The following is a 25,583-nucleotide window of genomic DNA, read 5'->3' as shown; positions in this document are numbered from 1 at the left end:
TCTGATCCAGTTGTTAGAAGGGTTTGTGTCCCCTTCGTCTAGTGGCCTAGGACACGGCCCTTTCACGGGCGGTAACAGGGGTTCCGAGTCCCCTAGGGGACGCCACGTTTACCCGCTCTGCGGGATTTTTAAGGGTCATTCAATTATTGAATGGCCCTTTTGTTTGTCTGGCGTTCAGCCAATTCTCTCTTTCTTCTTACCCTGTTGTTCTGACCGACGGTCACACTCAAGACTTGCGAAAATTTATTATGAATATAATATTTTATTCGTAATATTCGGAGGCAACGATGAACGATAAAAAAGCTCAAACCCGCGAACGGATTCTTCAGGCCGCCAGTTCCGCGCTGATTCAGCGCGGGCCGGCCGAGCCAAGTGTGGGCGAGGTCATGGGGGCTGCCGGTCTGACGGTCGGTGGCTTTTATGCGCACTTTGAAAGCAAGGATGCGCTGATGCTGGAGGCCTTCAGCCAGTTGCTGGCCCAGCGTCGCGGCCTGATTGCCGAGATGGACGCCGAGCTCAGTGGCGAGGAGCGGCGGGCCTTGGTCGCGGCGTTTTATCTGTCGCGCAAACACCGGGATTCCACAGAGCAAGCGTGCCCGATTCCAGCTTCGGTCGGTGAGTTGGGGCGGCTGCCGGATGGGTTTCGCCAGGCCTTGAATGAACACGTGGAACTGATGGTCGCGCAATTGGCGACCACCCCGGAAGAGGCCGACAAGGTGCTCGCCGACCTGGCCTTGATGGTCGGTGGATTGGCGTTGGCGCGGGCCTTGGGTACGGGGGCGTTGTCGGATCGTTTGCTGCGCGCTGCCAAGTCGGCAGTGCTGTGACCTGAGGCCCAGGCCCGAGGAGATTGGCGATGAGTGCATTGACGTGGATTCGTGGGGTGAACGGTACCTTGGGCTGGGTGGCGCCAGGCCTGGTGGCAAACAAGATGCGTGTGTTGTTCATGACGCCTCGCGAGCGGCCACCGCGGGATTGGGAGTTGCCGTTGCTGGCGCGTGCCGAGCGCATGACCTTGCGCTTCGGGCTGTCGGCCCTGCGCTGGGGCCAGGGCCCCACGGTGTTGTTGATGCACGGCTGGGAAGGGCGCTCGACGCAGTTCGCCAGCCTGATCGAGGCACTGGTGGCGGCGGGCTACACCGCCGTCGCCCTGGACGGCCCGGCTCACGGGCGGTCACCGGGGCACGAGGCGAACTTGGTGCTGTTTGCGCGGGCCATGCTTGAGGCCGCAGCGGAGTTGCCACCCTTGCATGCCGTGATTGGCCACTCCATGGGCGGTGCCAGCGCCATGTTGGCCGTGCAGTTGGGGTTGCGCACCGAGACGCTGGTCAGCATCGCGGCGCCGGCGCGGATCCTCGGGGTCCTGAGTGGGTTTGCCCGCTACATGGGCATGCCGCCTCGGGCGCGTTCGGCCTTTATCCGCCGCATTGAGCGGGATGTCGGCATGCGTGCCGCCCATCTGGATGTTGCGCACTATCAACTGACCATGCCCGGGTTGATCGTGCATGCCGAAGACGACTTGTTCGTGTCGGTCAACGAGTCCGAACTGATTCATCAGGCCTGGTTCGACAGCCGCCTGCTGCGTCTGGAGCAGGGCGGGCACCAGCGGGTGCTGGCCGATCCGCGGGTGATCGAGGGGGTTTTGTCCCTGGTCAACGGCGTCAAGCGCCAGGCGCGCCAATCCGCCTGAGCTTCCGTTACACTGCCCCGGTTAAAAAACTGACCGGGAGTAGGGCATGGGCTGGGATCTGGCAACGCCATTTGTCATCGACTTGCAGGTGTCGGCTGAAGACATCGATGGATTGGGCCACGCCAACAATGCGGTGTATGTCACGTGGCTGGAGCGTTGTGCCTGGCGGCATTCACAGCGCCTGGGCCTGGACCTGACCGAGTACCGGCGCCTGGACCGGGCCATGGCGGTGGTGCGGCACGAGATCGATTACCTGGCCGCCGCCTACGAAGGCGATGAGCTGCAGTTGGCCACCTGGATCGTCGATTGGGATCAGCGGCTGAAGATGACCCGGCACTTCCAACTGGTGCGGCCGAGCGATAACACCACCTTGCTGCGAGCCCAGACCACCTTTGTCTGCATTGAGCTTTCCACGGGCAAGCCCAAGCGCATGCCGAGCGAGTTTCTGGAAGGCTATGGCCCGGCCTTGCACATCCGCCAAGAGGCGTAGAGGCGGGTAGCGGTGCGCGGGCGGGAGATGGCGTCAATCGTCGGCGAGCCGGCGCCTGCGGGGGCTGGTTTTTCAGCGCTCGGTCAGACGAATACCTTCTGGTGTCAGAAACCCATTAAACTTCGCCACGATTTTTTGCCCGCGTTTTTTCATCGAGTGTGATTCATGCAAATTGCTTTGGCGCCCATGGAGGGGTTGGTCGACAACATCCTGCGGGACGTGTTGACCCGCGTCGGCGGTATCGACTGGTGCGTGACCGAGTTCATCCGCGTCAACGACCGCCTGCTGACCCCTGCCTATTTCCACAAGCTGGGCCCGGAATTGCTGCACGGCGCCAAGACCGCCGCCGGCGTGCCGCTGCGCGTCCAGCTGTTGGGATCGGACCCGGTGTGCCTGGCGGAAAACGCCGCCCTGGCCTGTGAACTGGGTTCCGAAGTGATTGACCTGAACTTCGGCTGCCCGGCCAAGACCGTCAACAAGTCCCGGGGCGGGGCGGTACTGCTTAAAGAGCCCGAGCTGCTCAATCAGATCGTCGAGCATGTACGCCGTGCGGTGCCGGCGCATATTCCGGTCACTGCCAAGATGCGCCTGGGCTTCGACAGCCCGGACGGCGCCCTGGTCTGTGCCACGGCCCTGGCGGAAGGCGGCGCGGCGCACATTGTGGTGCACGCGCGGACCAAGGCGGACGGCTACAAGCCGCCGGCCCATTGGGAGTGGATTCCACGGGTGCAGGACGTGGTCAAGGTGCCGGTGTTCGCCAACGGCGATATCTGGAGCGTTGAAGACTGGCGCCGTTGCCGGGAAATCAGCGGCGTGGAAGACATCATGCTCGGTCGCGGCCTGGTGTCGCGCCCTGACCTGGCGCGGCAGATCGCTGCCGCACGGGCCGGTGAAGAGGTGGTGGAAATGACCTGGGCCGAGCTGCAGCCCATGCTCCAGGCGTTCTGGTTGCAGGCCGTCGAGCAACTGACGCCACGCTCGGCACCGGGGCGTTTGAAGCAATGGCTGGCCATGTTGACGCGCAATTACCCTGAAGCCGTGGAGCTGTTCACGGCCATGCGCCGGGAAACCGACCTGGATCAGGTCGGGCGTTTGCTCGGCATGCCGGACGCTGCTGCGGCCTGAAAATTTTTCAAAAAAAGCCTCTTGAAACCTGCGGGTCAATCCTTATCTCTGTGTTACGCGATGCCGAAGTCGGGTCGCGGAGATAACCACTCGCTGAGTTTCAGGAGATTGATCATGACTACCGCATTTTCTTTGGCACCACTGTTCCGTTCCTCTGTTGGCTTCGACCGTTTCAACGACCTGTTCGAATCGGCACTGCGCAACGAGCCCGGCAGCAGCTACCCGCCCTACAACGTTGAAAAACACGCTGACGACCAATACCGCATCGTCATTGCGGCCGCCGGTTTCCAGGAAGAAGACCTGGAGCTGCAAGTGGAAAAAGGCGTGTTGACCGTCAGCGGCGGCAAGCGTGACGCCAATGAAAGCGTCACTTACCTGCACCAGGGCATTGCCCAGCGGGCGTTCAAACTGTCCTTCCGCCTGGCTGACCACATCGAGGTCAAGGCCGCTGGCCTGAGCAACGGTCTGCTGAATATCGACCTGTTGCGCATCGTGCCGGAAGAGGCCAAGGCCAAGCGCATTCCGATCAATGGGGCGCAACAAGCGGTACTGCAGCACTAAGCCAGAGCGTTGACCAAGGGTTGGGTACGGGCCGTTCCCGAGCCGCCTGAGGCCCGCCCTTCAAGCCATAAAGGCCCCGACTGGTTCGGGGCCTTTTTTATGGTTTTTCCCCGTCGCCGGGCATGCGGTTTGTGTTTACCGCAGCCCGCCGGCCTCTCTACAATCGGCGCTTTTGCGGCCAGCCCTGTTCCGTTCCTCACTGGCCCGGAGTGTTTTTCATGGAAGAGACAGAACAGCATTGGCTGTACGCCCTTTCTGCGCCAATGGTTGCCCTCAACGCCAATTCAGACCCCAGCTACACCTCGGCCAGCTTTTACACCCGGCCGACCAACGTCGGGCTGGATCAGAGTTGGGGCCTGCACAACCGCCAGGAGTTGCTGGAGATGGTTCGCAGGATGACCGGCTACGGGCACGCCGGGGAGCTTGAACCGGCCTACCGGCAGTGGGCGCGCTGCCTGCCCAGTGAGTGGCAGGCCTTGCTCGAAACCCTCAGCCCCCGCGACCGCACCTGTTACGAGTACGCCAGCCGCACTTATGGCGAATGCGGCCCTGGCGGGATCCAGGCCTGGGACCTGGGCCGCATGGGCTTTGTGTTGCGTTGCAGTGTGCTCAAAGGCTGGCTCGATGAGCAGGACAGCCTCTGGTTGCACAGTCGCCTGGCGGTGCGTGCGCGTTATTACTACGACAGCTGGAATCAGTACGTCGCGGCGTTCCTGGTCGGCCGTGCCTACTGGAAATGCCTGAGCAACAGCGACGAGAATCTGGGCCATGCGCTTGATCGGCAGGGCAGTTTTGCCGACAACCTCGGCATCACCCACGAATTGTTCCGCGAGGCCCGGTCATTGTTTGCCGAGTTGCCTTGGGGCATGCCGCTGACCTTTCCGGCACGGCCGCCATCACTGCAGGAGTTCGACTGGTCATGACCTGCTGGATTCGCCTCGGCATCGAGCCGACCAAAGACCACGATGTGATCCGCGTTGCCTACCGGGCGCGCCTGCCCGAGCATCACCCCGAGACCGACCCGCAAGGTTTCCAGGCCCTGCGCCAGGCTTACGAAGCGGCGCTGCAATACGCTCGGCAAGCAGAAGCAGCGGCTAATAAGGCCTCTGAGGATGAGGGGATGGGCGACGACAGCCCTTTGATCGATCCCCAGCCGGATGAGGTTTCCCCGGTCCTGGCCGATTTCAACGGGTTGCTCGACGATGAGACGCGGCGCTTCGATCCTGCCGCCTGGCAAGGTTTTATCCAGCAGCTCGACCAACTGCCCCTGGAGTCGCTGGAGCAGGTCAGTTGGCAGGTGCTGCACACGTTGATCGATTGTGGCCCGCTGTCCTACGCCTGTGCGCGCTTGTTGGAGCGACGCCTGGGTTGGTCCAGCCAGTTGCTGCAACTGGACCTCGATCACGCCCAACAGATCGATCAGTTTCTCCAGCGCATCGAGCGGGACGACCCGTTCGACACCGCGCAAATGAGCCAATGGTCGCCGGCCGCGCAGGTGGAAACTCTGTGGTACACGCGCACCCTGGAGCAGGTGTACCAGCAGCGTCCGCTGCACGAGTTCGTGGCTTTTTTCAGCCAGCACACCTGCCTGCCTTTGCCCCGGGAAGAGGCCTTTGTGCAACGCCTGCTGGTGCAATGCTCCCTGGCCGGGATTGGCGGCCCAAGCCTGCTGGAACTCTGCCAGGAACGGCATCGACAGGCCCCGGATGACGCTGATGCGCTGTACCTGCTGGCCTGTCAGGCCAGTGCGTTGGGGCTGACGCATCAGGCGTTGCAGCACTGGTCGAGGCTCTGGCAGCAGCACCAGCATCCCCAGGCGGCCACTTGGTTGCTCGGGCTCTGTGCCGAGCGCCAGCCGCTTTGGCAACCTTTGCTGATCCAGGCCTTCGACCGCCTGGAAAATTTCCGCGCCTGGCCCCAGGGCCTGGGCGATGTCGAGCAGGCGTTCGGCAGCCCGTCGCAGCGGCCGGAAACCCTGGCCCGCTGGTACGGCTTGAACAATCATCGTCTCAAGGGCCTCGCCGGAGCCTTTGTCGATTGGCGCCTGGGCGCTGATGAGTGGCCGTTGCTGGCGCAGTTGTGCATCGATCAAACGGATTCGAGCCTGCAACGCTTGTATCGGCATGCCTGGGCCCTGCACCGAGGCGACGTGGCGTTGCTGCAAGCGCTGCTGGCCGAGCCCGACAGCACGGATGTGCTTGAACAACTGGTGTTGGAGGGCTTCAAGTACCAGGCCGAGCAACTGCTGTGCTGGTTGACCCAGGCGCCGGTGCCCCTGGCCCTGAAGGCGTTCCTCGAGAGCCATTCAGCCCATGCATACCTGGCCCATGAGCTCAACCAGGGCGAGCCTCGGGCGTTGTGCCTGCTCTGGCTGAAACGCTGGCGGCCCTACGAGTCGCGGGCACTGGAGCGGATTGCCGAGGTTTTCGAGCCGGCCCGGCAGGGCGCTGAGGGCAGTGAGCTGGAGCTCTGGATCGACCTGGGCCGTCAGGGTGTGTACTTGCCGGCGATGTCGTCCGCCCAGGACGCCTGGTCTTGGCATCGCCAGACCCTGTTTCTCACCGGTCTGTTGCAGCAACCCGAGCGCTGGCTGGAACTGACCGGCCTCGATAGCCTCGCCAGCTTGACGGTGACCGCGAGCCATCCTTTGGCTCGCCTGTTGTCGGTGTTGCAGCGTTTACCGGCGGAGCAAAGCGGCCTGTTCGGTCTGCTCGGCTGGCTGGACAGCAAGGACCCGGTGCAAAGCCTGCTGGCCCAGCGCCTGATGAGCGTGCAGCAAGCCCTCGACAGCCCAAGGTTGCCCAGCAATCTGGCGCTGTACACCTGCTACCTCAGCGACGACCAGCCCTTCAATGTTGAGGCCCTGGGCACCCTGCTGTTTTGGGGCGTGCTGTACCAGGATCCGCTGCTGGACGCCGAGCAGCATCGGGCTTTGCTTAAGGACATTGCCCGGGTCACCAGCGACGGTGACTGGTTCGAGGCCTTCCGTGACGGGTTGATCAAGGGCCAGCCAAGCCGGCCGCCGCTCACGGTGCTGGAAGCCGACGGCATTGACAGCAGCGCCTTCAGCCTGGCGGTGAACACCCTCAATGGCTTGGTGCGATACGGCAGCGCCGGCGTTCCACGGCGCAAACTGCTGCAAAAACTGCAGCGGGCCAAGGACGATACGGCCCACAGCATCGGCTTGCGCTTTGCGCTGACCGCCTTGCTGTCCTGGTGCGAACGCTTGCTGCTGGCCAAGGCCGACACTCAACCGGCTTCGCCGCTGGCCATGTGGCGTCTGGGCACGCGCCTGGCGCAGGGGCCGTTCTTCTGGCAGGTGCTGGGCTGTGGGCTGCTGACTCCCTGGGCGGCGCTGATGTGTGGCAGCGTGCCGCTGGGCCTGGCGATTCTGCTGTTGGGGGCGTTGGCGCTATTTGGCGTTTGTTTGCGTCGTTTGCACGACATGGGCCGGGGACTGCCCACGCTGTTGATCTGCCTGCTGCTAACCCCGGCGCTGCCCTTCCTGCCGTTGCTGATGCTGGTGGCGCCCAGTGACAGCCTGCCCAACCGTTACGGCGTGCCGCCCAACGGTGATCGGAATGCCTTGCAGGGTGGCCTGCAGGCGGCGTTGCGCCGCCTGAATGGCTGAGGGGCTCAGAGCCGCAGTTCGTCCAGGGTGTCGTTGAGGCGCTGGCGCAGGCTGCTGATGTCCGGGGCGTGCTGGCGACCCAGCACGCTGTTGAACTGCTCCAGCCAGGCGCCGATCTGCGCGCGCTCATCGCCCAGGCTCTGCATCCAGGCCCGTTCCAGGCGGGCCACCAGGGTGCGGTTGGGCAAGGCGTCGCGGGGGTGGATTTTCAGCGCCGCCAGCCGTTCATGGCTGTTCTGCCGGGCTTGCAGGTCAAGGCCGGTGGGGCTGCGGTCGATGCTGTGGCTGTGGCGCTCGCCGTTGGCCAGCAGGGTCACGTCCACTTCGAGCAAGCCGTTGATGTCGTAGCTGAAGCGCACATCCAGGGCCTGGATCTCCCCGGTGGGCGGCAGCGGCACATCGAAACCGTCGATAAAGATGTTGTCCCGTACCCAAGGGCGTTCGCCCTGATAGACCTGGATCCGGATCAGCTTCTGCTGCGCATGGGTGCTGTAGAAGCGCTGCACCCGTGAGGTGGGAATCACCGTATTGCGTTCGATGATCGGCGAGAAGGCGCCACTGACGTCATCACCACGCACCGAGGAAATCCCCAGGGTGTAGGGGCAGACGTCAGTCAGGATCAGTTCCTCGATGGCTTGATCCCGGGCTTTGCAGGCGGCCTGGCTGGCGGCACCCAGGGCGACGATGGTGTCCGGGTCGAGGTGGCGATAGGGCAAACGTCCGAACAGCGTGGCCACCAGTTGTTGCACCGCCGGCATGCGCGTGGCACCGCCCACCAGCACCAGGCTGTCGAGGTCCCGGGGGCGCAGCCGGGCATCGCGCAGGGCTTGTTCGATCGGTGCGCGCAGGCGGGCCAGCAGGGGTTCGTAGATTTTCAGCGCCCGGGCTTCATCCAGGGCCCATTCGCGCGTGCCGCCCAGGCCATTCCAGCTCAGCGTCTGCGGGCCTTCGCCGAGTGTGCACTTGAGCTGCTCCAGGGCATCACCGAGGCTGGCCAGCGCCTGGGCATCCAGGCTGGCCGAGCTCAGTTGCCAGTCCTTGAGGCAGGCTTGCAGCAGGGCAGCGGTGAAGTCTTCGCCGCCGAGGAAGTTATCGCCGGTGGAGGCGTGGACTTCGATCAGCGGCAAGGCGTACTCAAGCACTGTGACGTCGAAGGTGCCGCCGCCCAGGTCGAAGATCAGGGTGCGTTCGAACTTCTGCTCGTGCAGCCCGTAGGCCATGGCGGCAGCGGTGGGTTCGTTGATCAGGCGCTGGACCTTGAGGCCCGCCAGTTCGGCGGCAAAGATCGTGCGCTTGCGCTGTTCGTCGCTGAAGTACGCCGGGACCGAGATCACCGCTTCGCTGACCGGGCGCCCGAGCCAGGCTTCGGCGTCTTGCTTGAGCGCGCCGAGCACCAGGGCCGACAACTCCTCGGGGCTGAAGGACTGGCCGCCGAGTTCGAAGCGCTTGTCGCTGCCCATAAAGCGCTTGAACGCTGCCACCGTGCGTTCCGGGTGCGTGGTCAGGCGCGCCCTGGCGGCCTTGCCCACCAGGATGCTGCCGTCTTCGTCGAGGCTTACCACTGAGGGCGTCAGCACCTCGCCGAGGGCATTGGGGATCAGTTGGGCCTGAGCGTCCTGCCAGATGGCGATCAGGCTGTTGGTGGTGCCCAGGTCAATGCCGAGCAAGGGGCTGGGGGAGGGGATTGCATCCTGCATCTGGGCTCTCTTGCGTAAGGTACCGCCGACAAACGGCTCGGCGCGGCGAAAAAAGCGACCCTACAGGTTGCCTGAAAACCTGGCAATCGCCGCACCGCCGCGGGTATCAAGCCGGGGCGCGGAGGATGGGGCGGCAAGGGCGCGATTAACGCAGCAGCAACCTGAAGGCCGAGAGCGGCAGGGGCCGGCTGTGCAGGTAGCCCTGGTACAGGTGGCAGTCCAGGCCCTGGAGAAACTCCAGTTGTTGTGGGGTTTCCACGCCTTCGGCGATGACCTTGAGTTGCAGGCTGCGGGCCATGGCGACAATGGCGCGGATGATTTCCGCGTCGTTCGGGTCGTGGGTGGCATCGCGAACAAACGACTGGTCGATTTTCAGGGTGTCCACCGGCAGGCGCTTGAGGTACGTCAGGGAGGAATAGCCGGTGCCGAAATCATCCATGGCAAAGCTGATGCCGAGCTTCTTCAGGCGACGCATCTTGTTGATGGTGTCTTCCAGGTTCTGGATCACGATGCCTTCGGTGATTTCCAGCTTCAGCAACGCAGACGGCAGCCGGTAGTGATGCAGGCAGTGCTCGATGCGCTCGACAAAATCGCTTTGGCGAAACTGCCGCGGGCTGATGTTCACGCACAGGCTGAAATGCAGGGGGTCGATCAGCCCTTCAGCGATCAGTTGGCTGAAGGCCAGGCAGGCTTCGTCGAGGATCCAGGCGCCGACCTCAAGGATCAGCCCGCTGTCTTCCAGGACCTTGATGAACTCGGTGGGCGATTGCGCCCCCAGTTCCGGGTGCTGCCAGCGCACCAGGGCTTCGGCGCGACGATGCGGTTGTCCCGGGCGTCGACCTGGGGCTGGAAATGCACGCTGAATTCACCGCGGGTGAGGGCCAGGCGCAGGTCGGTTTCCATGCGCAGGCGCTCGCTGGCGGCTTTTTGCATGGTGCTGTGGAACATCTGGGTGGTGTTGCGCCCGGAATCCTTGGCCCGATACAGGGCGATGTCGGCACGTTTGAGCAGGTCGGTGGGGGTCGAACCGTGATCGGGGATCAGCGCCACGCCAATGCTCGGGGTGACTTGCAGGCGTTGGCCGTCGAGGAACATCGGCTCCGACAGCAGTTCGCGCAGGGTGCCGGCCAGCTCGCGGACCTGTTCGCTGACCTCGCTGCGGGTGCCTTCCAGGCCGCTGAGCAGGACCACGAACTCGTCGCCGCCCAGGCGCGCCACGGTGTCTTCCATGCGCACGCTGGCCTCGAGCCGGGCAGTGATGATTTTCAGCACGGTATCGCCCACTGGGTGGCCGAGGGAGTCGTTGATGTGCTTGAAGTGGTCCAGGTCGAGGAACAACAGGGCGCCCCGCAGGTTGTGGCGTTTGAGCAGGGCGATCTGCTGGCTCAGGCGGTCCATCAGCAGTGCGCGGTTGGGCAGGTTGGTCAGCGGGTCGTGATAGGCCAGGTGGCGGATTTGCGCCTGGGCGTTCTTCAATAGGCTGATATCACGGGCGGTCAGCAGCAGGCAGGCGGTTTCATTCAGGGTGATGGGCTCCACCGAGACCTCGACCGTGAGGATTTCCCCGCGCTTGTTGCGCCCGAGCATTTCCAGGTGATGCACCCGGCCCTTGAGCTTGAGTTCGGCCATCAGCAGCGCCAATTGGCTTTCCTCGGCCCACAAGCCGACCCGGTACAGGGTGCGGCCGATGACTTCCTCGCTGCGGTAGCCGGTCAGGCGGCAGAAACCGTCATTGACCTCCAGGTAGCGCCCGGTCTCGCGTTCGGTGATGGTGATGGCGTCGGGGCTGGAGTGAAAAGCCTTGGCGAACTTTTCCTCGCTGGCCTTCAGGGCCGCTTCGGAACGTTGCTGCTGGGTGATGTCGCGCAGGGTGGTGACGATACAGGGCTGCTTGTCCACGGTGATCTGGCGGCTGGAAATGATGCAGGTCAGGGCTTCGCCGTTCTTGTGGTGCACCACCACCGCGACATTGTTCAGGGCCTGTTCGCGGATCACCTGCTGGACCCGTTGCAGACGCTGGGCGGAGTCGTCCCAGAGGCCGATCTGCTCGGCGCTGCGGTTGAGCACCTCGTCGACCGTCCAGCCGAAGGTTTGGGTGAAGCTGGAATTGATCTCGATGAACTGCCCGGTTTCCAGAAGCGTCACGCAGATCGGGTCGGGGCTGACCTGGAACAGGCTGGCGAATTTTTCCTCGGAGGTGATCAGGCGCTGCTCGCGCTCCACCTGCTCGGTGATGTCCAGCAGGGTGCCGGCCATGCGCAGTGGGTTGCCTTGCTCGTCGCGATACAGGCGGGCGCGGCTCTCCAGGTAACGGGAGCTGCCGTCGCCCAGTTGCACCCGGTAGGTCAGTTGGTAATTGCCGGCCGGGCCTTCACGCAGGCTGCGGTAGGCGTTGCGCATGGTGTCGCGTTCTTCATCGGGCACGCCTTCGAAAAACGCCTCGAAGGATTCATGGAACGGCACCGGCTCCAGACCATGCAACTGCGCGGCCCGGGCCGAGCCGTAGAGCAGGCCGCTGGGGATGTGCCAGTCCCAGGTGCCCAATTGCGCCGAGTCCAGGGCCAGGTCCAGGCGTTCCTGCTGTCTTTCAGGGCCTGCTCGGAGCGTTTGCGTTCGCTGGTGTCGAGGAAGGTGCTGAGCAGGTAGGCCTGGCCTTCCAGTTCGACCTTCTGTGCACTGAGGATGCCGTCGTGGATCTGGCCGTTGCTGGCTTGCAGCTGGACTTCCAGGCTGGCGGCCTGGCCCTTCTTCTGTACTGCCTTGATCAGCTGCGCACGCTGCTCCGGGTTGACCCACAGGCCGATTTCCAGGGTGGTGCGGCCAATCACGTCCTGGGCCGGCCAGCCAAACAGGCTTTCGAAGTAACGGTTGGCTTCGCTGATCAGGCCGTCTTCCAGGCGGGTCAGCAGCACCATGTTGGGGCACAGGTGAAACAGGGTGGCGAAGCGTTTTTCCGAGCTGCTAAGGGCCGCTTCCCGCTGGCGCTGGTGGGTGATTTCGCGGATGACCCCGATCATTCGCGGCTTTCCGTGTTTGTCCGGCAACACGCTGCCATTGATTTCCAGCCAGTGCAGGCTGCCGTCGGGCCAGCGGATGCGGTGATGCATGGCGTGTTCCAGCGGCGCCCCGGCCAGCACCGAATGGAAGGCGCGGACGGTCCGGGCCCGGTCTTCCACGGCCAGCAGGTCAAGGTATTCGAGGTTTTCCGGCAGGGGCTGGCGCGGATCGAAGCCGAACAACGCCTGAGTGCCTCGGGACCAACTGATCTGCCCGCTCTCGATGTCCCAATACCAGGCGCCCAACCGCGCGCCGTTCAGCGCCGCGAGCAGTTGCGGAGCGCTTTCCCAGCTTTGCTCCGACTCCTTGGGATCGACGGCATGAATGCGTGGCATGGGAGGCATACGATCAGCGGGTTTGGGCATGGGCAGCAGGCCTAGAGCGGTTTAGTGCATTGGGCTCAGCGGGTTCCAGTGACCAGCGGGAAGGCACAGCTTAGGCCGGGGCTCCTATTGCCTGAGTCCCTGGCAAATCGACTTGTGCATCCAGTAAGGCCATGAAAGCCCGCGCGGCATTCGACAGCGTCCGTTCGGTGTGCAGGATATAGCCTAGCTGGCGTGTGAGTTGTATGCCTGGCAATGGAATGCGCGCCACCTGATCGTCGAGCATGGTGCGTGGCAAGACGCTCCAGGCCAGGCCGATGGAGACCATCATCTTGATGGTTTCCAAGTAGTTGGTGCTCATGGCGATGTTCGGGGTCAGCCCTTGGGCTTCGAACAGGCGCTGCACAATATGGTGGGTAAAGGTGTTACCGCCGGGGAAAACCGCCGGGTGCAGGGCAATGTCCGCCAGGCTGACCTGGCCGTTGCTGACCAGCGGGTGTTCCGGGGCGGCGACGAAATCCAGCGGGTCGGTCCACACCGGGGTGGCCTTGACCAGGCTATGGGGCTCGGGGGCCAGGGTGATCACCGCCAGTTCGGCCCGGCCATGGAGGATTTCTTCATAGGCCACTTCCGAGTCCAGGAACTGGATGTCCAGGGCCACGTCCGGGTATTGCCGGGTAAAGGCCCGCAGCAGGGGTGGCAAGCGGTGCAGGCCGATGTGGTGACTGGTGGCCAGGGTCAGGCGCCCGCTGACTTCGCCGGTGAGGTTGGTCAGGGCCCGACGGGTGTCATCCAGCACGTTGATGATCTGGTAGGCCCGGGGCAGCAGGGCGCGGCCGGCCTCGGTCAAGCCGATCTCCCGGCCCAGGCGGTCGAACAGGCGCACATTGAGTTGCTGCTCCAGCCCGGCGATGCGCTTGCTGATGGCCGGCTGCGTCAGGTGCAGGCGTTCACCGGCGCCGGAAAAGCTGCCCGTCTCGGCAATGGCGATAAAGGCATTGAGGTTGGCCAGGTCCATGGTCGTATTCCAGTTGGTTATCCAAAGCATGAAAAATATGAATTTGAGTTATTTAATGTAACGCCATAGCATCAGCCTCACAAGCCAAGGGGTTATTGAGAGGTATCAGCAATGACCCGCGGCATAGAAACAAGCTGATGAGGAAACGTCTGATGGCCGGCAAAACGCTCTACGACAAGCTCTGGGATTCGCATTTGGTCAAACAGCGCGACGATGGTTCGGCGCTGATCTACATCGATCGTCACATCATCCACGAAGTGACCTCGCCGCAAGCCTTTGAAGGCCTGCGCCTGGCCGGGCGCAAGCCGTGGCGTATCGATGCCAACATCGCCACCCCGGACCACAACGTACCGACCACGCCGGAGCGCAAGGGCGGGATCGAAGCGATTGCCGACCAGGTTTCGCGTCTGCAGGTCCAGACCCTCGATGACAACTGTGATGAATACGGCATCGTCGAATTCAAGATGAACGACGTGCGCCAGGGCATCGTCCACGTGATCGGCCCGGAGCAGGGCGCGACCTTGCCTGGCATGACCGTGGTTTGCGGCGACTCCCACACCTCGACCCACGGTGCGTTCGGCGCCTTGGCCCACGGCATCGGCACGTCCGAGGTGGAGCATGTGCTCGCCACCCAGTGCCTGGTGGCCAAGAAAATGAAGAACATGCTGGTGTCGGTTGAAGGCACCTTGCCCTTCGGCGTGACGGCCAAGGACATTGTGCTCGCAGTGATCGGCAAGATCGGCACCGCCGGCGGCAACGGCCACGCCATCGAATTCGCCGGCAGCGCGATTCGCGAGCTGTCGGTCGAAGGCCGCATGACCATCTGCAACATGTCCATCGAAGCCGGTGCCCGTGTGGGCCTGGTAGCCGCGGACGAAAAGACCGTGGCTTACGTCAAGGGTCGTCCGTTCGCCCCGAAAGGCGCGGAATGGGACCTGGCCGTCGAGGCCTGGAAAGACCTGGTGTCTGATGCCGATGCCAAGTTCGACACCGTTGTCGAACTCGATGCGGCGCAGATCAAGCCGCAAGTCAGCTGGGGCACTTCGCCGGAAATGGTCCTCGCCGTGGATCAGAGCGTGCCGGACCCGGCCAAGGAAATGGACCTGGTCAAGCGTGACTCCATCGTCCGTGCCTTGAAATACATGGGCTTGACCGCCAACCAGGCGATCACCGACATCCAGCTGGATCGGGTTTTCATCGGTTCGTGCACCAACTCGCGGATCGAAGACTTGCGTGCTGCGGCGGTGATCGCCAAGGGTCGCAAAGTGGCCTCCACCATAAAGCAGGCGATCGTTGTGCCGGGTTCCGGCCTGGTCAAGGCTCAGGCCGAGTCGGAAGGCCTGGACAAGATCTTCCTCGAAGCCGGTTTCGAATGGCGTGAGCCGGGTTGCTCGATGTGCCTGGCGATGAACCCGGACCGCCTGGAGTCCGGCGAGCACTGCGCGTCGACCTCCAACCGCAACTTCGAAGGGCGCCAGGGTGCCGGTGGGCGTACCCACCTGGTGAGCCCGGCCATGGCCGCCGCCGCCGCCGTCACCGGCCGTTTCGTCGACGTCCGTGAATTGATCTAAGGAGCGCAGCATGAAAGCTTTTACCCAGCACACCGGTCTTGTCGCGCCTTTGGATCGTGCCAACGTCGACACCGACCAGATCATTCCCAAGCAATTCCTCAAGTCGATCAAGCGCACCGGCTTTGGTCCGAACCTGTTCGACGAGTGGCGTTACCTGGACGTGGGGCAGCCCTATCAGGACAACTCCAAGCGTCCGTTGAACAAAGATTTTGTGTTGAACGCCGAGCGTTACCAAGGTGCCAGCGTGTTGCTGGCACGGGAAAACTTCGGTTGCGGCTCCAGCCGTGAACACGCGCCTTGGGCCCTGGAAGAGTACGGTTTCCGTAGCATCATCGCGCCGAGCTATGCCGACATCTTCTTCAACAACAGCTTCAAGAACGGCCTGTTGCCGATCATTTTGAGCGACGCAGAAGTGGACGAACTGTTCCAGCAGGTCGAGGGCAACCCGGGTTACCAGTTGCAGATCGACCTGGCTGCCCAGACCGTGACCCGTCCTGACGGCAAAGTGCTGAGCTTCGAGATCGACGCGTTCCGCAAGCATTGCCTGCTCAACGGCCTCGACGACATCGGCCTGACTTTGCAGGACGGCGACGCCATCGCCACCTTTGAAGCCAAGCACCGGGCCAGCCAGCCCTGGTTGTTCCGCGACGCCTGATTGCCTGATCGCCGGCAAGCCGGCTCCTACGGATTTGTGGTGTAGGAGCTGGCTTGCCAGCGAACGCTGCACCCCCTGTCAAACAAGGACTCCACCATGACCAGCAACGCCCACAGCCAAGTGGTACAAAAGCAGTTTGGTGAACAGGCCTCGGCCTACCTGAGCAGCGCCGTGCACGCCCAGGGTGCCGAGTTTGCCCTGTTGCAGGCGGCGCTGGCCGGCCAGGGCCATGCCCGGGTGCTGGACCTGGGCTGTGGCGCGGGTCACGTCAGCTTCCATGTGGCGCCGCTGGTCAAGGAGGTCGTGGCTTACGACCTCTCCCAGCAGATGCTGGATGTGGTGGCGGGTGCGGCGGAGGAGCGCGGGTTGGGGAATATCCAGACCGTGCTCGGCGCCGCTGAGCGGTTGCCCTTTGCCGATGGCGAATTCGATTTCGTGTTCAGCCGCTATTCGGCGCACCATTGGAGCGATCTGGGGCTGGCCTTGCGGGAAGTGCGTCGGGTCTTGAAGCCGGGCGGCGTGGCGGCCTTTATCGACGTCATGTCGCCGGGCAGCCCGTTGCTCGATACCTACCTGCAAAGCGTCGAAGTGCTGCGCGACACCAGCCATGTGCGCGATTATTCGGCCGGCGAGTGGTTGCGCTTGGTCAGCGAAGCGGGTTTGCATACCCGCAGCAGCGCTCGTCAGCGCCTGCGTCTGGAGTACAACTCCTGGGTAGAACGCATGCGCACGCCGGCGGCTTTGCGTGTGGCGATTCGCGAGCTGCAGCAGGCGATGGGCAATGAAGTGCGCGAATATTTTGAGATTGAGGCCGATGGTTCGTTCAGTACTGATGTACTGGTGCTGTGGGCCGAGCGATAACATTTTTCCGGGTGCGCCTGCGGGCGCGCCGACAGAGCAAACGAGGAACGCATGAGCAAGCAGATTCTGATTCTCCCCGGTGACGGTATTGGCCCGGAAATCATGGCCGAAGCGGTCAAGGTGCTGGAGCTGGCCAATGACAAGTACAGCCTGGGCTTCGAGCTGAGCCACGACGTGATCGGCGGCGCGGCCATCGACCAGCACGGCGTGCCCCTGGCCGATGAAACCCTGGACCGTGCCCGTGCCGCCGATGCGGTGCTGCTGGGCGCCGTGGGTGGCCCGAAGTGGGACAAGATCGAGCGTGACATCCGCCCTGAGCGCGGCCTGCTGAAAATCCGTGCGCAACTGGGCCTGTTCGGCAACCTGCGTCCGGCGATTCTCTACCCGCAACTGGCCGATGCTTCGAGCCTCAAGCCTGAAATCGTGTCCGGCCTGGATATCCTCATTGTTCGCGAGCTGACCGGCGGCATCTACTTCGGCGCCCCGCGCGGCACCCGTGAGCTGGAAAATGGCGAGCGTCAGTCCTACGACACCCTGCCGTACAGCGAGAGCGAAATCCGCCGTATCGCCCGTGTCGGTTTCGACATGGCCCGCGTGCGTGGCAAGAAGCTTTGCTCGGTGGACAAGGCCAACGTCCTGGCTTCCAGCCAGCTGTGGCGCGAAGTGGTCGAGCAAGTGGCCCAGGATTACCCGGACGTCGAGCTGAGCCACATGTACGTGGATAACGCCGCCATGCAGTTGGTGCGTGCGCCGAAGCAGTTCGACGTGATCGTCACTGACAACATGTTCGGTGACATCCTCTCCGACGAAGCCTCGATGCTCACCGGTTCCATCGGCATGCTGCCGTCGGCCTCCCTGGATGCCAACAACAAAGGCATGTACGAGCCGTGCCACGGTTCGGCGCCGGACATCGCCGGGCAAGGCATTGCCAACCCGTTGGCGACCATCCTCTCGGTCTCGATGATGCTGCGTTACAGCTTCAACCTGCACGAAGCGGCGGACGCCATTGAGAAGGCCGTGAGCCTGGTGCTGGACCAAGGTTTGCGCACGGGCGACATCTGGTCGGCCGGTTGTGAAAAGGTAGGTACGCAGGAAATGGGCGATGCAGTAGTCGCCGCGCTGCGGAATCTGTAATCTTTCGGGCCCACCGCACAGACGGTGGCCCACTTTTGTATAGGTGTAGTTGCGATGAAACGTGTAGGTCTGATCGGTTGGCGCGGTATGGTCGGTTCCGTGCTCATGCAGCGGATGCTGGAAGAGCAGGACTTCGATCTTATTGAACCGGTGTTTTTCACCACTTCCAATGTCGGTGGCCAGGGTCCGTCGGTGGGCAAGGATATTGCTCCGCTCAAGGACGCCTACAACATTGATGAGCTGAAAACCCTCGACGTGATTCTGACCTGCCAGGGTGGCGACTACACCAGCGAAGTCTTCCCCAAGCTGCGCGAAGCCGGCTGGCAGGGCTACTGGATCGACGCGGCGTCCAGCCTGCGTATGCAGGACGATGCGGTGATCATCCTGGACCCGGTGAACCGCAAGGTCATCGACCAGCAACTGGATGCTGGCACCAAGAACTATATCGGTGGCAACTGCACCGTCAGCCTGATGCTGATGGGCCTGGGCGGCTTGTTCGAAGCCGGCCTGGTGGAGTGGATGAGTGCCATGACTTATCAGGCGGCCTCCGGTGCCGGCGCGCAGAACATGCGTGAGCTGATCAAGCAAATGGGGGCGACCCACGCGGCCGTCGCTGATGACCTGGCCAACCCGGCCAGCGCCATCCTCGACATCGACCGCAAAGTGGCCGAAGCCATGCGCAGCGATGCCTACCCGACCGAGAACTTCGGCGTGCCCCTGGCCGGCAGCCTGATTCCGTGGATCGACAAGGAGCTGCCTAACGGCCAGAGCCGTGAAGAGTGGAAGGCCCAGGCCGAAACCAACAAGATCCTCGGTCGCTTCAAGAGCCCGATCCCGGTGGACGGTATCTGCGTACGTATCGGCGCCATGCGCTGCCACAGCCAGGCACTGACCATCAAGCTCAACAAAGATGTGCCGATCGCCGACATCGAAGGGCTGATCAGCCAGCACAACCCGTGGGTCAAGCTGGTGCCGAACCAGCGTGATATCAGCATGCAGGAGCTGAGCCCAACCAAGGTCACCGGCACCCTGAACATTCCGGTGGGGCGTCTGCGTAAACTGAACATGGGCTCGCAGTTCCTCGGCGCGTTCACCGTAGGCGACCAGCTGCTGTGGGGCGCGGCCGAACCGCTGCGCCGCATGCTGCGGATCCTGCTGGAGCGCTGATCCACTGAGCGTCTGAAAAAGCCCGCGCCTTGCAAGAGTCGCGGGTTTTTTTATGGTCCTCGGGCTTGCCCGCCTGCGGTGCCGGGCTTGCCCGCCAATTGCCTCGTTACCCCGCGGCGGGTAAAGTGCCGCTCCCCCCGATTCGCCTGAGGTAGCACCATGAACCAGTCCTTTGATATTGCCGTGATCGGCGCCACCGGCACTGTGGGTGAAACCTTGGTGCAGATCCTCGAAGAGCGTGATTTTCCCGTCGCCAACCTGCACCTGTTGGCCAGCAGCGAATCGGCCGGGCACTCGGTGCCTTTTCGTGGCAAGAACGTGCGAGTGCGGGAGGTCGACGAGTTCGATTTCAGCAAGGTTCAACTGGCGTTCTTCGCCGCTGGCCCGGCAGTCACCTTGAGCTTCGCACCCCGGGCCACGGCCGCCAATTGTGCGGTGATCGACCTGTCCGGTGCCTTGCCTTCGGCCCAGGCGCCGAACGTAGTGCCGGAGGTGAATGCACAGGTGTTGGCCGGGTTGAAAAAGCCGCTGCAGTTGAGCAGTCCGAGTGCTTCGGCCACAGCCTTGGCGGTAGCGCTGGCGCCGTTGCAGGGGTTGCTGGACATTCAGCGTGTCAACCTGACCGCCAGCCTCGCGGTCTCCAGCCAGGGGCGCGAAGCCGTGACCGAATTGGCGCGCCAGACCGCTGAGCTGCTGAATGTTCGCCCCCTGGAGCCGCGTTTCTTCGATCGGCAGATGGCGTTCAACCTGCTGGCGCAAGTGGGCACGCCGGATGAGCAGGGGCATACCCTGTTGGAAAAGCGCCTGGTGCACGAGTTGCGTGAAGTCCTGGCACAACCTTTATTAAAGATTTCTGTCACTTGCGTTCAAGCCCCGGTATTTTTTGGCGATAGCTATAGCGTGACCCTGCAGTCCGCGACCGCTATCGACCTGGTGGCGGTGAATGCAGCGTTGGATGCGGCCCCTGGCCTGGAGCTGGTTGAGGCGGGCGACTATCCGACTGCGGTCGGGGATGCAGTTGGGCAGGACGTGGTTTATGTAGGGCGGGTGCGCGGCGGTGTCGACGACCCGGCGGAACTTAATCTGTGGCTGACGTCAGATAACGTGCGCAAAGGCGCGGCTTTGAACGCTGTGCAATTGGCTGAGTTGTTGATAAAAGACCTGCTGTAAAAGATACTTGGCAACAATTTGCAGAATGAATCTAGCCGGGCGCTATGCTTGGCCAGTTGCTGTAGGTGAGTGGCCATCAGGCCCTCCCGGGGCATGCAAGAATTAATCGCGCGCAATGCCATACGGCAGCAGCTACAACACCTTCTCGCTGGCCGAGGAATGTTCAGACAAAGGATGAGGCTATGGTTCAAGTTCGCAAACTGGTGTTAGCAATAGCGGCCGCCTCGGCGCTGTCCTCCGGTGTGGCGCAGGCGCTTGGGCTCGGGGAGCTGACCCTGAAGTCGACGCTTAACCAGCCTTTGGTAGCAGAAATCGAACTGCTTGATATCAAGGACCTCACCGCCGCCGAGGTGGTCCCCAGCCTGGCCTCGCCGGAAGAGTTCGCCAAGGCCGGCGTTGATCGCCAGGCGTTCCTCAATGACCTGAGCTTCACTACGGTCCTCAATCCAGGCGGCAAGAGCCTGTTGCGGGTCACCTCGAGCAAGCCGCTGTCCGAGCCGATGGTCAAGTTCCTGGTCCAGGTGATGTGGCCCAATGGCCGGCTGCTGCGTGATTACAGCGTACTGCTGGACCCTTCCAAATTCTCTCCGCAAACCGCCGAAGCCGCCGCCAAGGTCGCGCCGCCTCAGCGGGCTGCGGTCAACGCGCCGGTCACCGGTGTGAGCAAGCCCAAGCAGTACACCACCTCGGCACGCGACACTTTGTGGGAAATTGCCGCCAAGGAACGCAACGGCGGTTCGGTGCAGCAAACCATGCTGGCAATTCAGGCGCTGAATCCGGATGCCTTTATCGACGGCAACATCAACCGGTTGAAGACCGGCAAAGTGCTGCGTCTGCCGGACCCTGTGCAAAGCACCAGCTTGCCGCAGCCCCAGGCGATCGCCGAAGTGGCTGCGCAAAATGCGGCGTGGCGTCAGGGGCGGCGTAGTGCCACTCGTGGCCAGCAACAGCAGTTGGACGGGACCAAGCGCGGCACTGCCAACCAGGCCACCGGCCAGGCTGCCAGCAAAGACAACCTGAGCCTGGTGTCGGCGGATGCGGGCAAGCGCGGCAAAGGGGCGGCGGGCGATAGCAAGGCGCTGAGCAACAAGTTGGCGGTGACTCAGGAAAGCCTGGATTCGACACGCCGCGACAACGAAGAATTGAAAAGCCGCATGGCCGATCTTCAGAGCCAGTTGGACAAACTGCAGCGGCTGATCGAGCTGAAGAACGATCAACTGGCCAAGTTGCAGGCCGAGGGTTCGGCAGCGCCGGCGACTCCGGTTGCACCTGTGGTCTCGGCCGAGTTGGTGAGCCCGCCTCCGGCGCCAGCAGCCCCGGCTGTCCCCGTGACGGACCCGGCGGCCACTGCCGCGCCTGTGACGCCTGAGCCACCGGCGGAGGCTGCCCAATCCGATGACAGCAAATTCAACGAGCTGCTGACCAACCCGATCCTGCTGGGTCTGATTGGTGGCGGTGCCGTCCTGGCGGCGCTCCTGCTGTTGCTGCTGGTGCGCCGTCGCAAGGCGGCCCAGGAAGCGGAAAAGCACCTGCGGATGGCTCGGGCCTTGTCCGAGGAAAATGATTTCGCCGCGGAAATGGACCTGCCGGAAAGCAGCTTCGAGGGCCTGGAAGTACCAGCGCCTAGCGTCAAGCTGGCGCCGACGCCTGAAGTGGTCGTGGCTCCGGTTGTCGTAGCGCCACCTCCAGCGCCTGCCGAGCGTGCCCTGGATGTGCTCGGGCAAGCGCAGAACCATATCGACGCTGGACGTTTGAACCAGGCGGCCGCCATCCTCGAAGAAGCCGTCCCGCTGGAGCCTCAGCGCAGTGAGTTGCGCTTGAAGTTGATGGAGGTCTACGGCCTCCAGGGCGATCGCACCGCCTTTATCGCCCAGGAACGCCAGTTGGTGGCCAATGGCAAGAACCACGCGGAAGTCGAGCAGCTGAAAAGCCGCTTCCCGGCCATGGTCGCTGTGGCAGCCACTGCTGGTTTGGCTGCCGCTGCGGTGGCGGCTGAGTTGGACGCCGAATACGTCAAGGAACTGCTGCAGGATGAGCCGCAAGCGCCGGAGCCGGAACCAGAGTCTGTGATTGAAGGCCTGGATGCGGATTTCGACCTGAGCCTGGATGATCTGGAAGCCGTGTCGCCTGCGGTGGTGACGCCGGAGCCGGCGCCAGTGGTTGACCCGGTGGCTGAGCTGGATGAGTTCCCGCTGGACGACGACTTGAGTTTCGAGTCGGTCTTGCAGCAACAGACCGAGGCTCAAGACAACCTCGACGATCTGTCGGACTTTGACCTCGATCTGGGCGACGACCTGCCGGCCCAGAGCGACGAAGACTTCCTGCTCGGTCTTGAAGACGAGATGAAGGGCTTGCCGACCGGCGATGTGCCGACGATCACCGCTGAAGCCCTGGATGATCTGGATCTGCCTGCAGATTTCGACCTGTCCCTGGCGGATGAGATGGACGTTGCGGCTGAGCCCAAGGACGCCTTTGCTTCCGAGCTGGACGATGTCAACGCCGAGTTGGATCGCCTGTCGCAGAGCCTTGAGCAGCCAGCGCTTGATGAGCCGCGTTTCACGGCTGAAGACGCAGCGGCGAGCCTCGATGAGACGGACTTCGACTTCCTCTCCGGTACCGATGAGGTGGCCACCAAGCTGGACCTGGCCCAGGCTTACATCGACATGGGCGACAACGATGGCGCCCGGGACATCCTTGGCGAAGTCATCAGTGAAGGTAATGATGGCCAGAAAACCGAAGCCCAGGAAATGCTGACGCGTCTGGCTTGATTCTCGGCAAGGCAGTAAACAAAACGGCAGCCCAATGAGGCTGCCGTTTTTGTTTCTGCATCTGCCTGGCGCACTAGCACCCCATGCTTGTGCGCGAGCTCAGCTCAGCAGGTCTTCATAAAATGCGCCAAAGGGGCGGGTAGGGTGGGCGATCTGGATTTCAAGGATCCACAGGCCGACGTTCGGGCAGTCTTCAAAGGCTCCCAGGTCGCCGGCTCGGTAGATCGCATGGGGAAAGTCGCTGACGCGGTGGCCCTTGATCTCCAGATTGAGTAACCAGCCCATGGCGGTCGCCTGGGCTTCGGCGAAGCGATAGAGCTCGGGGCCGTTGACCTGATGGGTTTTCCAGTGGTCGTGCACCTGGTCGAAGAGGGTTTTGGCGGCCGCCGCGCACGCCTGCATCTCGGGATCGTTGCCGGTGGTGAACGTGGCCCCGGCATCGGCTTCATGGCGATCCCAGACCACGCCCAGGTCGATAAAGAAAATATCCTGCTCGCCCAGAATCGGGTCGCCCTCGGAGCGCTGCTTGAAGGTTTTGAGGGTGTTGCTGCCAAAGCGGATCAGCATTGGGTGCCAGATTCGCTCCATCCCCAGTTCCTGCAAGATCGTCAGGCCCAAGGCCTTGGCGTCGGATTCGCGCATTCCGGGGGTGATCTGCCGGCCCATCTGCGCAATGGCTTCCCAGATCATGCGTTTGGCGTGGAGCATGCCGTCCAGGGTGTAGGCCAGGCCAACCGCTTCTTTGCTTATGGCGTTCATTCATCAGGTCTCGGTAGAGGGGCGAAGTTATCGTTATGTATTTTTCTATATAGCGATAGTCGGGAAGTGAAGCAATTGGCTTGCAGGGCTGGGGGGGTTGAATGCCAATCAGCAACTAAAAGCCGGTCGTGCATGGCGTCTGTTTCCGGCGGCCTTATAATGGCCGACTTTGCGCATATCAGCAGGCTGTAACTTCTTGGCAAATATAGATAACCCGGCTGCCGAAATGGCGGCCGAAGGCTTTTTCCGCATCGCCCTGGGTGTTGAATACAAAGGTTCGCGCTACCGAGGCTGGCAGCGCCAGGCTTCCGGTGTGCCGAGCGTTCAGGAAACCCTGGAGCGCGCGCTGTCGAAAGTGGCTGACTCACCGGTGGTGGTCGCGTGTGCCGGGCGTACTGACGCTGGGGTTCATGCGTGTGGGCAAGTGGTGCATTTCGACACCCGGGTCGAGCGCTCGCTGAAGGCTTGGGTCATGGGGGCCAATATCAACCTGCCCCATGACATCAGTGTGAGTTGGGCCCAGGTCATGCCTGCGCATTTTCATGCGCGCTTCAAGGCCATTGCCCGGCGTTATCGTTATGTGATCTACAACGATCAGATTCGCCCGGCCCACCTCAATGAGGAAATCACCTGGAACCACCGGCCCCTGGATGTCCAGCGCATGGCGGAGGCGGCCCAGTTTCTGGTGGGTACCCATGATTTCAGTGCGTTCCGGGCTGGCCAGTGCCAGGCCAAGTCGCCGATCAAGGAACTGCATCACCTGCGCGTCACCCGGCACGGCAAGATGATTGTGCTGGATATCCGCGCCAGTGCCTTTTTGCACCACATGGTGCGCAATATCGCCGGCGTACTGATGACCATCGGGGCCGGCGAGCGGCCGGTGGAATGGGCCCGCGAAGTGCTGGAAAGCCGTGTTCGCCGCGCTGGTGGCGTGACTGCGCACCCCTTTGGCTTGTACCTGGTGCAGGTGGAGTACAAGGACGAGTTCCAGTTGCCGGAACGCTACGTCGGGCCACATTTCCTTACTGGTTTCTCGGAACTTGACGGCTGACGCTTGGAAAAGCATTTGCTACCATCCGGGACTTTCCGGATTTGCCCTGGGGTTTAAACGACATGTCAGCCGTTCGCAGCAAAATTTGCGGGATTACCCGCATAGAAGATGCGCTGGCAGCGGTCGAGACCGGGGCGGATGCCATCGGCTTGGTGTTTTACGCTAAAAGCCCGCGGGCGGTGACTGTGCAGCAAGCGCGGGCCATCATCGCCGCCTTGCCGCCTTTCGTGACCACGGTGGGTTTGTTCGTCAATGCCAGTCGCTGTGAGTTGGGGGAGATCCTCGACGCGGTGCCCTTGGACCTGCTGCAGTTCCATGGCGATGAATCGTCCGCCGATTGCGAGGGCTATCACCGGCCTTACATCAAGGCACTGCGGGTCAAGGCGGGGGATGACATTGCCGCCAGTTGCGACGCCTATCCGCGGGCCAGCGGCATTCTGCTCGACACCTACGTGGAAGGCGTGCCCGGCGGAACCGGCGAGGCGTTCGACTGGTCCCTGGTTCCCCGAGGGTTGAGCAAGCCGATCATCCTCGCGGGTGGGCTGTCTGCGCAGAATGTGGCGCAAGCCATTGCCCAGGTGCGTCCTTATGCGGTGGACGTCAGCGGCGGTGTGGAGCAGGCCAAGGGCATCAAGGATCCGGCAAAGATTCGTGCATTTATGCAGGCAGTACGCGGCAGCAGTGAGTCGATGTGACGGCTGGCAGTCTGCCGCCGTCCATAACACCACTGTACAAAACAGGCTGGCATCGTCCTCTGGACGGGTCGAGATTGAAGTGGCAACCGCTCTATCGCGGGTTGTCGGGATGGCTGAGGAACGATTCGAGACAGGCAGGTCGAGCCTTGTGCTGACCGCG

19 protein-coding genes, 1 tRNA gene and 1 pseudogene are annotated in these 25,583 nt (G+C 62.7%); 17 read left to right on the top strand and 4 right to left on the bottom strand.

Annotated features, from left to right (window positions below; all coding sequences use genetic code 11):
* The first annotated feature begins 27 nt into the window (after positions 1-27).
* The 8 genes from M1B35_RS10725 to M1B35_RS10690 all read left to right on the top strand — a co-directional run bounded on the left by M1B35_RS10725 (position 28) and on the right by M1B35_RS10690 (position 7,497).
* Positions 28-105, top strand: a tRNA-Glu gene (locus M1B35_RS10725).
* Between the two features lie 182 nt (positions 106-287).
* Entirely contained in the window at positions 288-827 is a 540-nt protein-coding gene (locus M1B35_RS10720) for a TetR/AcrR family transcriptional regulator (RefSeq protein WP_268261906.1), read from the top strand.
* Positions 828-856: 29 nt separating this feature from the next.
* On the top strand, positions 857-1,690 hold the full coding sequence (locus M1B35_RS10715; RefSeq protein ID WP_268261905.1) for an alpha/beta fold hydrolase: 834 nt from the start codon (positions 857-859) through the stop codon (positions 1,688-1,690).
* A 46-nt stretch (positions 1,691-1,736) separates the two neighbouring features.
* Positions 1,737-2,180, top strand: a complete 444-nt coding sequence (locus M1B35_RS10710; protein ID WP_268261904.1) for an acyl-CoA thioesterase — start codon at positions 1,737-1,739, stop codon at positions 2,178-2,180.
* Positions 2,181-2,345: 165 nt separating this feature from the next.
* Positions 2,346-3,305: a tRNA dihydrouridine synthase gene (locus M1B35_RS10705; RefSeq protein ID WP_268261903.1), complete on the top strand. Its 960-nt coding sequence runs from the start codon at positions 2,346-2,348 to the stop codon at positions 3,303-3,305.
* Between the two features lie 114 nt (positions 3,306-3,419).
* Positions 3,420-3,866, top strand: a complete 447-nt coding sequence (locus M1B35_RS10700; RefSeq protein WP_123330793.1) for an Hsp20 family protein — start codon at positions 3,420-3,422, stop codon at positions 3,864-3,866.
* 218 nt (positions 3,867-4,084) lie between these two features.
* Positions 4,085-4,789 (top strand): DUF1266 domain-containing protein, encoded by a 705-nt coding sequence (locus M1B35_RS10695; protein ID WP_268261902.1) that lies wholly within the window; start codon positions 4,085-4,087, stop codon positions 4,787-4,789.
* Positions 4,786-7,497 carry a J domain-containing protein gene (locus M1B35_RS10690; protein ID WP_268261901.1) on the top strand — a complete coding sequence of 904 codons (2,712 nt, stop codon included), beginning with the start codon at positions 4,786-4,788 and terminating at the stop codon, positions 7,495-7,497. The genes M1B35_RS10695 and M1B35_RS10690 overlap by 4 nt, the downstream gene beginning before the upstream one ends.
* A 5-nt stretch (positions 7,498-7,502) precedes the next feature.
* On the opposite strand, the gene M1B35_RS10685 is transcribed toward M1B35_RS10690, so the two are convergent.
* From M1B35_RS10685 to M1B35_RS10675, 3 genes and pseudogenes are all read right to left on the bottom strand, one after another.
* Positions 7,503-9,194, bottom strand: a complete 1,692-nt coding sequence (locus tag M1B35_RS10685) for a molecular chaperone HscC (RefSeq protein ID WP_268261900.1) — start codon at positions 9,192-9,194, stop codon at positions 7,503-7,505.
* Between the two features lie 145 nt (positions 9,195-9,339).
* A pseudogene (locus M1B35_RS10680) lies at positions 9,340-12,616 on the bottom strand (EAL domain-containing protein).
* Positions 12,617-12,686: 70 nt separating this feature from the next.
* The gene (locus M1B35_RS10675; protein WP_123330803.1) at positions 12,687-13,592 is read right to left on the bottom strand and encodes a LysR family transcriptional regulator; all 906 of its coding nucleotides are present in this window, start codon (positions 13,590-13,592) and stop codon (positions 12,687-12,689) included.
* A gap of 152 nt (positions 13,593-13,744) precedes the next feature.
* On the opposite strand from M1B35_RS10675, the gene leuC reads away from it, so the two are divergent.
* The 7 genes from leuC (at position 13,745) to M1B35_RS10640 (ending at position 22,918) form a co-directional block, all read left to right on the top strand.
* Entirely contained in the window at positions 13,745-15,163 is a 1,419-nt protein-coding gene (gene leuC, locus M1B35_RS10670; RefSeq protein WP_123330805.1) for a 3-isopropylmalate dehydratase large subunit, read from the top strand.
* Between the two features lie 10 nt (positions 15,164-15,173).
* Positions 15,174-15,818 (top strand): 3-isopropylmalate dehydratase small subunit, encoded by a 645-nt coding sequence (gene leuD, locus M1B35_RS10665; protein WP_268261899.1) that lies wholly within the window; start codon positions 15,174-15,176, stop codon positions 15,816-15,818.
* Between the two features lie 96 nt (positions 15,819-15,914).
* Positions 15,915-16,679: a class I SAM-dependent methyltransferase gene (locus tag M1B35_RS10660; RefSeq protein ID WP_268261898.1), complete on the top strand. Its 765-nt coding sequence runs from the start codon at positions 15,915-15,917 to the stop codon at positions 16,677-16,679.
* Between the two features lie 51 nt (positions 16,680-16,730).
* Positions 16,731-17,813 (top strand): 3-isopropylmalate dehydrogenase, encoded by a 1,083-nt coding sequence (leuB, locus tag M1B35_RS10655; RefSeq protein WP_123330809.1) that lies wholly within the window; start codon positions 16,731-16,733, stop codon positions 17,811-17,813.
* A gap of 54 nt (positions 17,814-17,867) precedes the next feature.
* Positions 17,868-18,980, top strand: coding sequence for an aspartate-semialdehyde dehydrogenase (asd, locus tag M1B35_RS10650; protein WP_268261897.1), 1,113 nt, complete (start codon positions 17,868-17,870; stop codon positions 18,978-18,980).
* Positions 18,981-19,139: 159 nt separating this feature from the next.
* A complete protein-coding gene (locus tag M1B35_RS10645; protein WP_268261896.1) occupies positions 19,140-20,150 on the top strand; it encodes an aspartate-semialdehyde dehydrogenase in 1,011 nt (336 codons plus the stop codon).
* A gap of 182 nt (positions 20,151-20,332) precedes the next feature.
* On the top strand, positions 20,333-22,918 hold the full coding sequence (locus M1B35_RS10640; protein WP_268261895.1) for a motility hub landmark protein FimV: 2,586 nt from the start codon (positions 20,333-20,335) through the stop codon (positions 22,916-22,918).
* A gap of 99 nt (positions 22,919-23,017) precedes the next feature.
* On the opposite strand, the gene M1B35_RS10635 is transcribed toward M1B35_RS10640, so the two are convergent.
* Positions 23,018-23,677, bottom strand: coding sequence for a M24 family metallopeptidase (locus M1B35_RS10635; protein ID WP_268261894.1), 660 nt, complete (start codon positions 23,675-23,677; stop codon positions 23,018-23,020).
* A 226-nt stretch (positions 23,678-23,903) separates the two neighbouring features.
* On the opposite strand from M1B35_RS10635, the gene truA reads away from it, so the two are divergent.
* Together truA and M1B35_RS10625 are read left to right on the top strand one after the other, a co-directional pair.
* Complete coding sequence (gene truA / locus M1B35_RS10630; protein ID WP_425273402.1) at positions 23,904-24,728, top strand: tRNA pseudouridine(38-40) synthase TruA; 825 nt, start codon at positions 23,904-23,906, stop codon at positions 24,726-24,728.
* A gap of 62 nt (positions 24,729-24,790) precedes the next feature.
* Entirely contained in the window at positions 24,791-25,423 is a 633-nt protein-coding gene (locus M1B35_RS10625) for a phosphoribosylanthranilate isomerase (RefSeq protein ID WP_268261892.1), read from the top strand.
* The last annotated feature ends 160 nt before the right edge of the window (positions 25,424-25,583 follow it).

The organism is Pseudomonas morbosilactucae (genome assembly GCF_023241665.1).
Classification (GTDB): Bacteria; Pseudomonadota; Gammaproteobacteria; order Pseudomonadales; family Pseudomonadaceae; genus Aquipseudomonas; species Aquipseudomonas morbosilactucae.
This window is presented reverse-complemented; position numbering and strand designations above follow the sequence as displayed.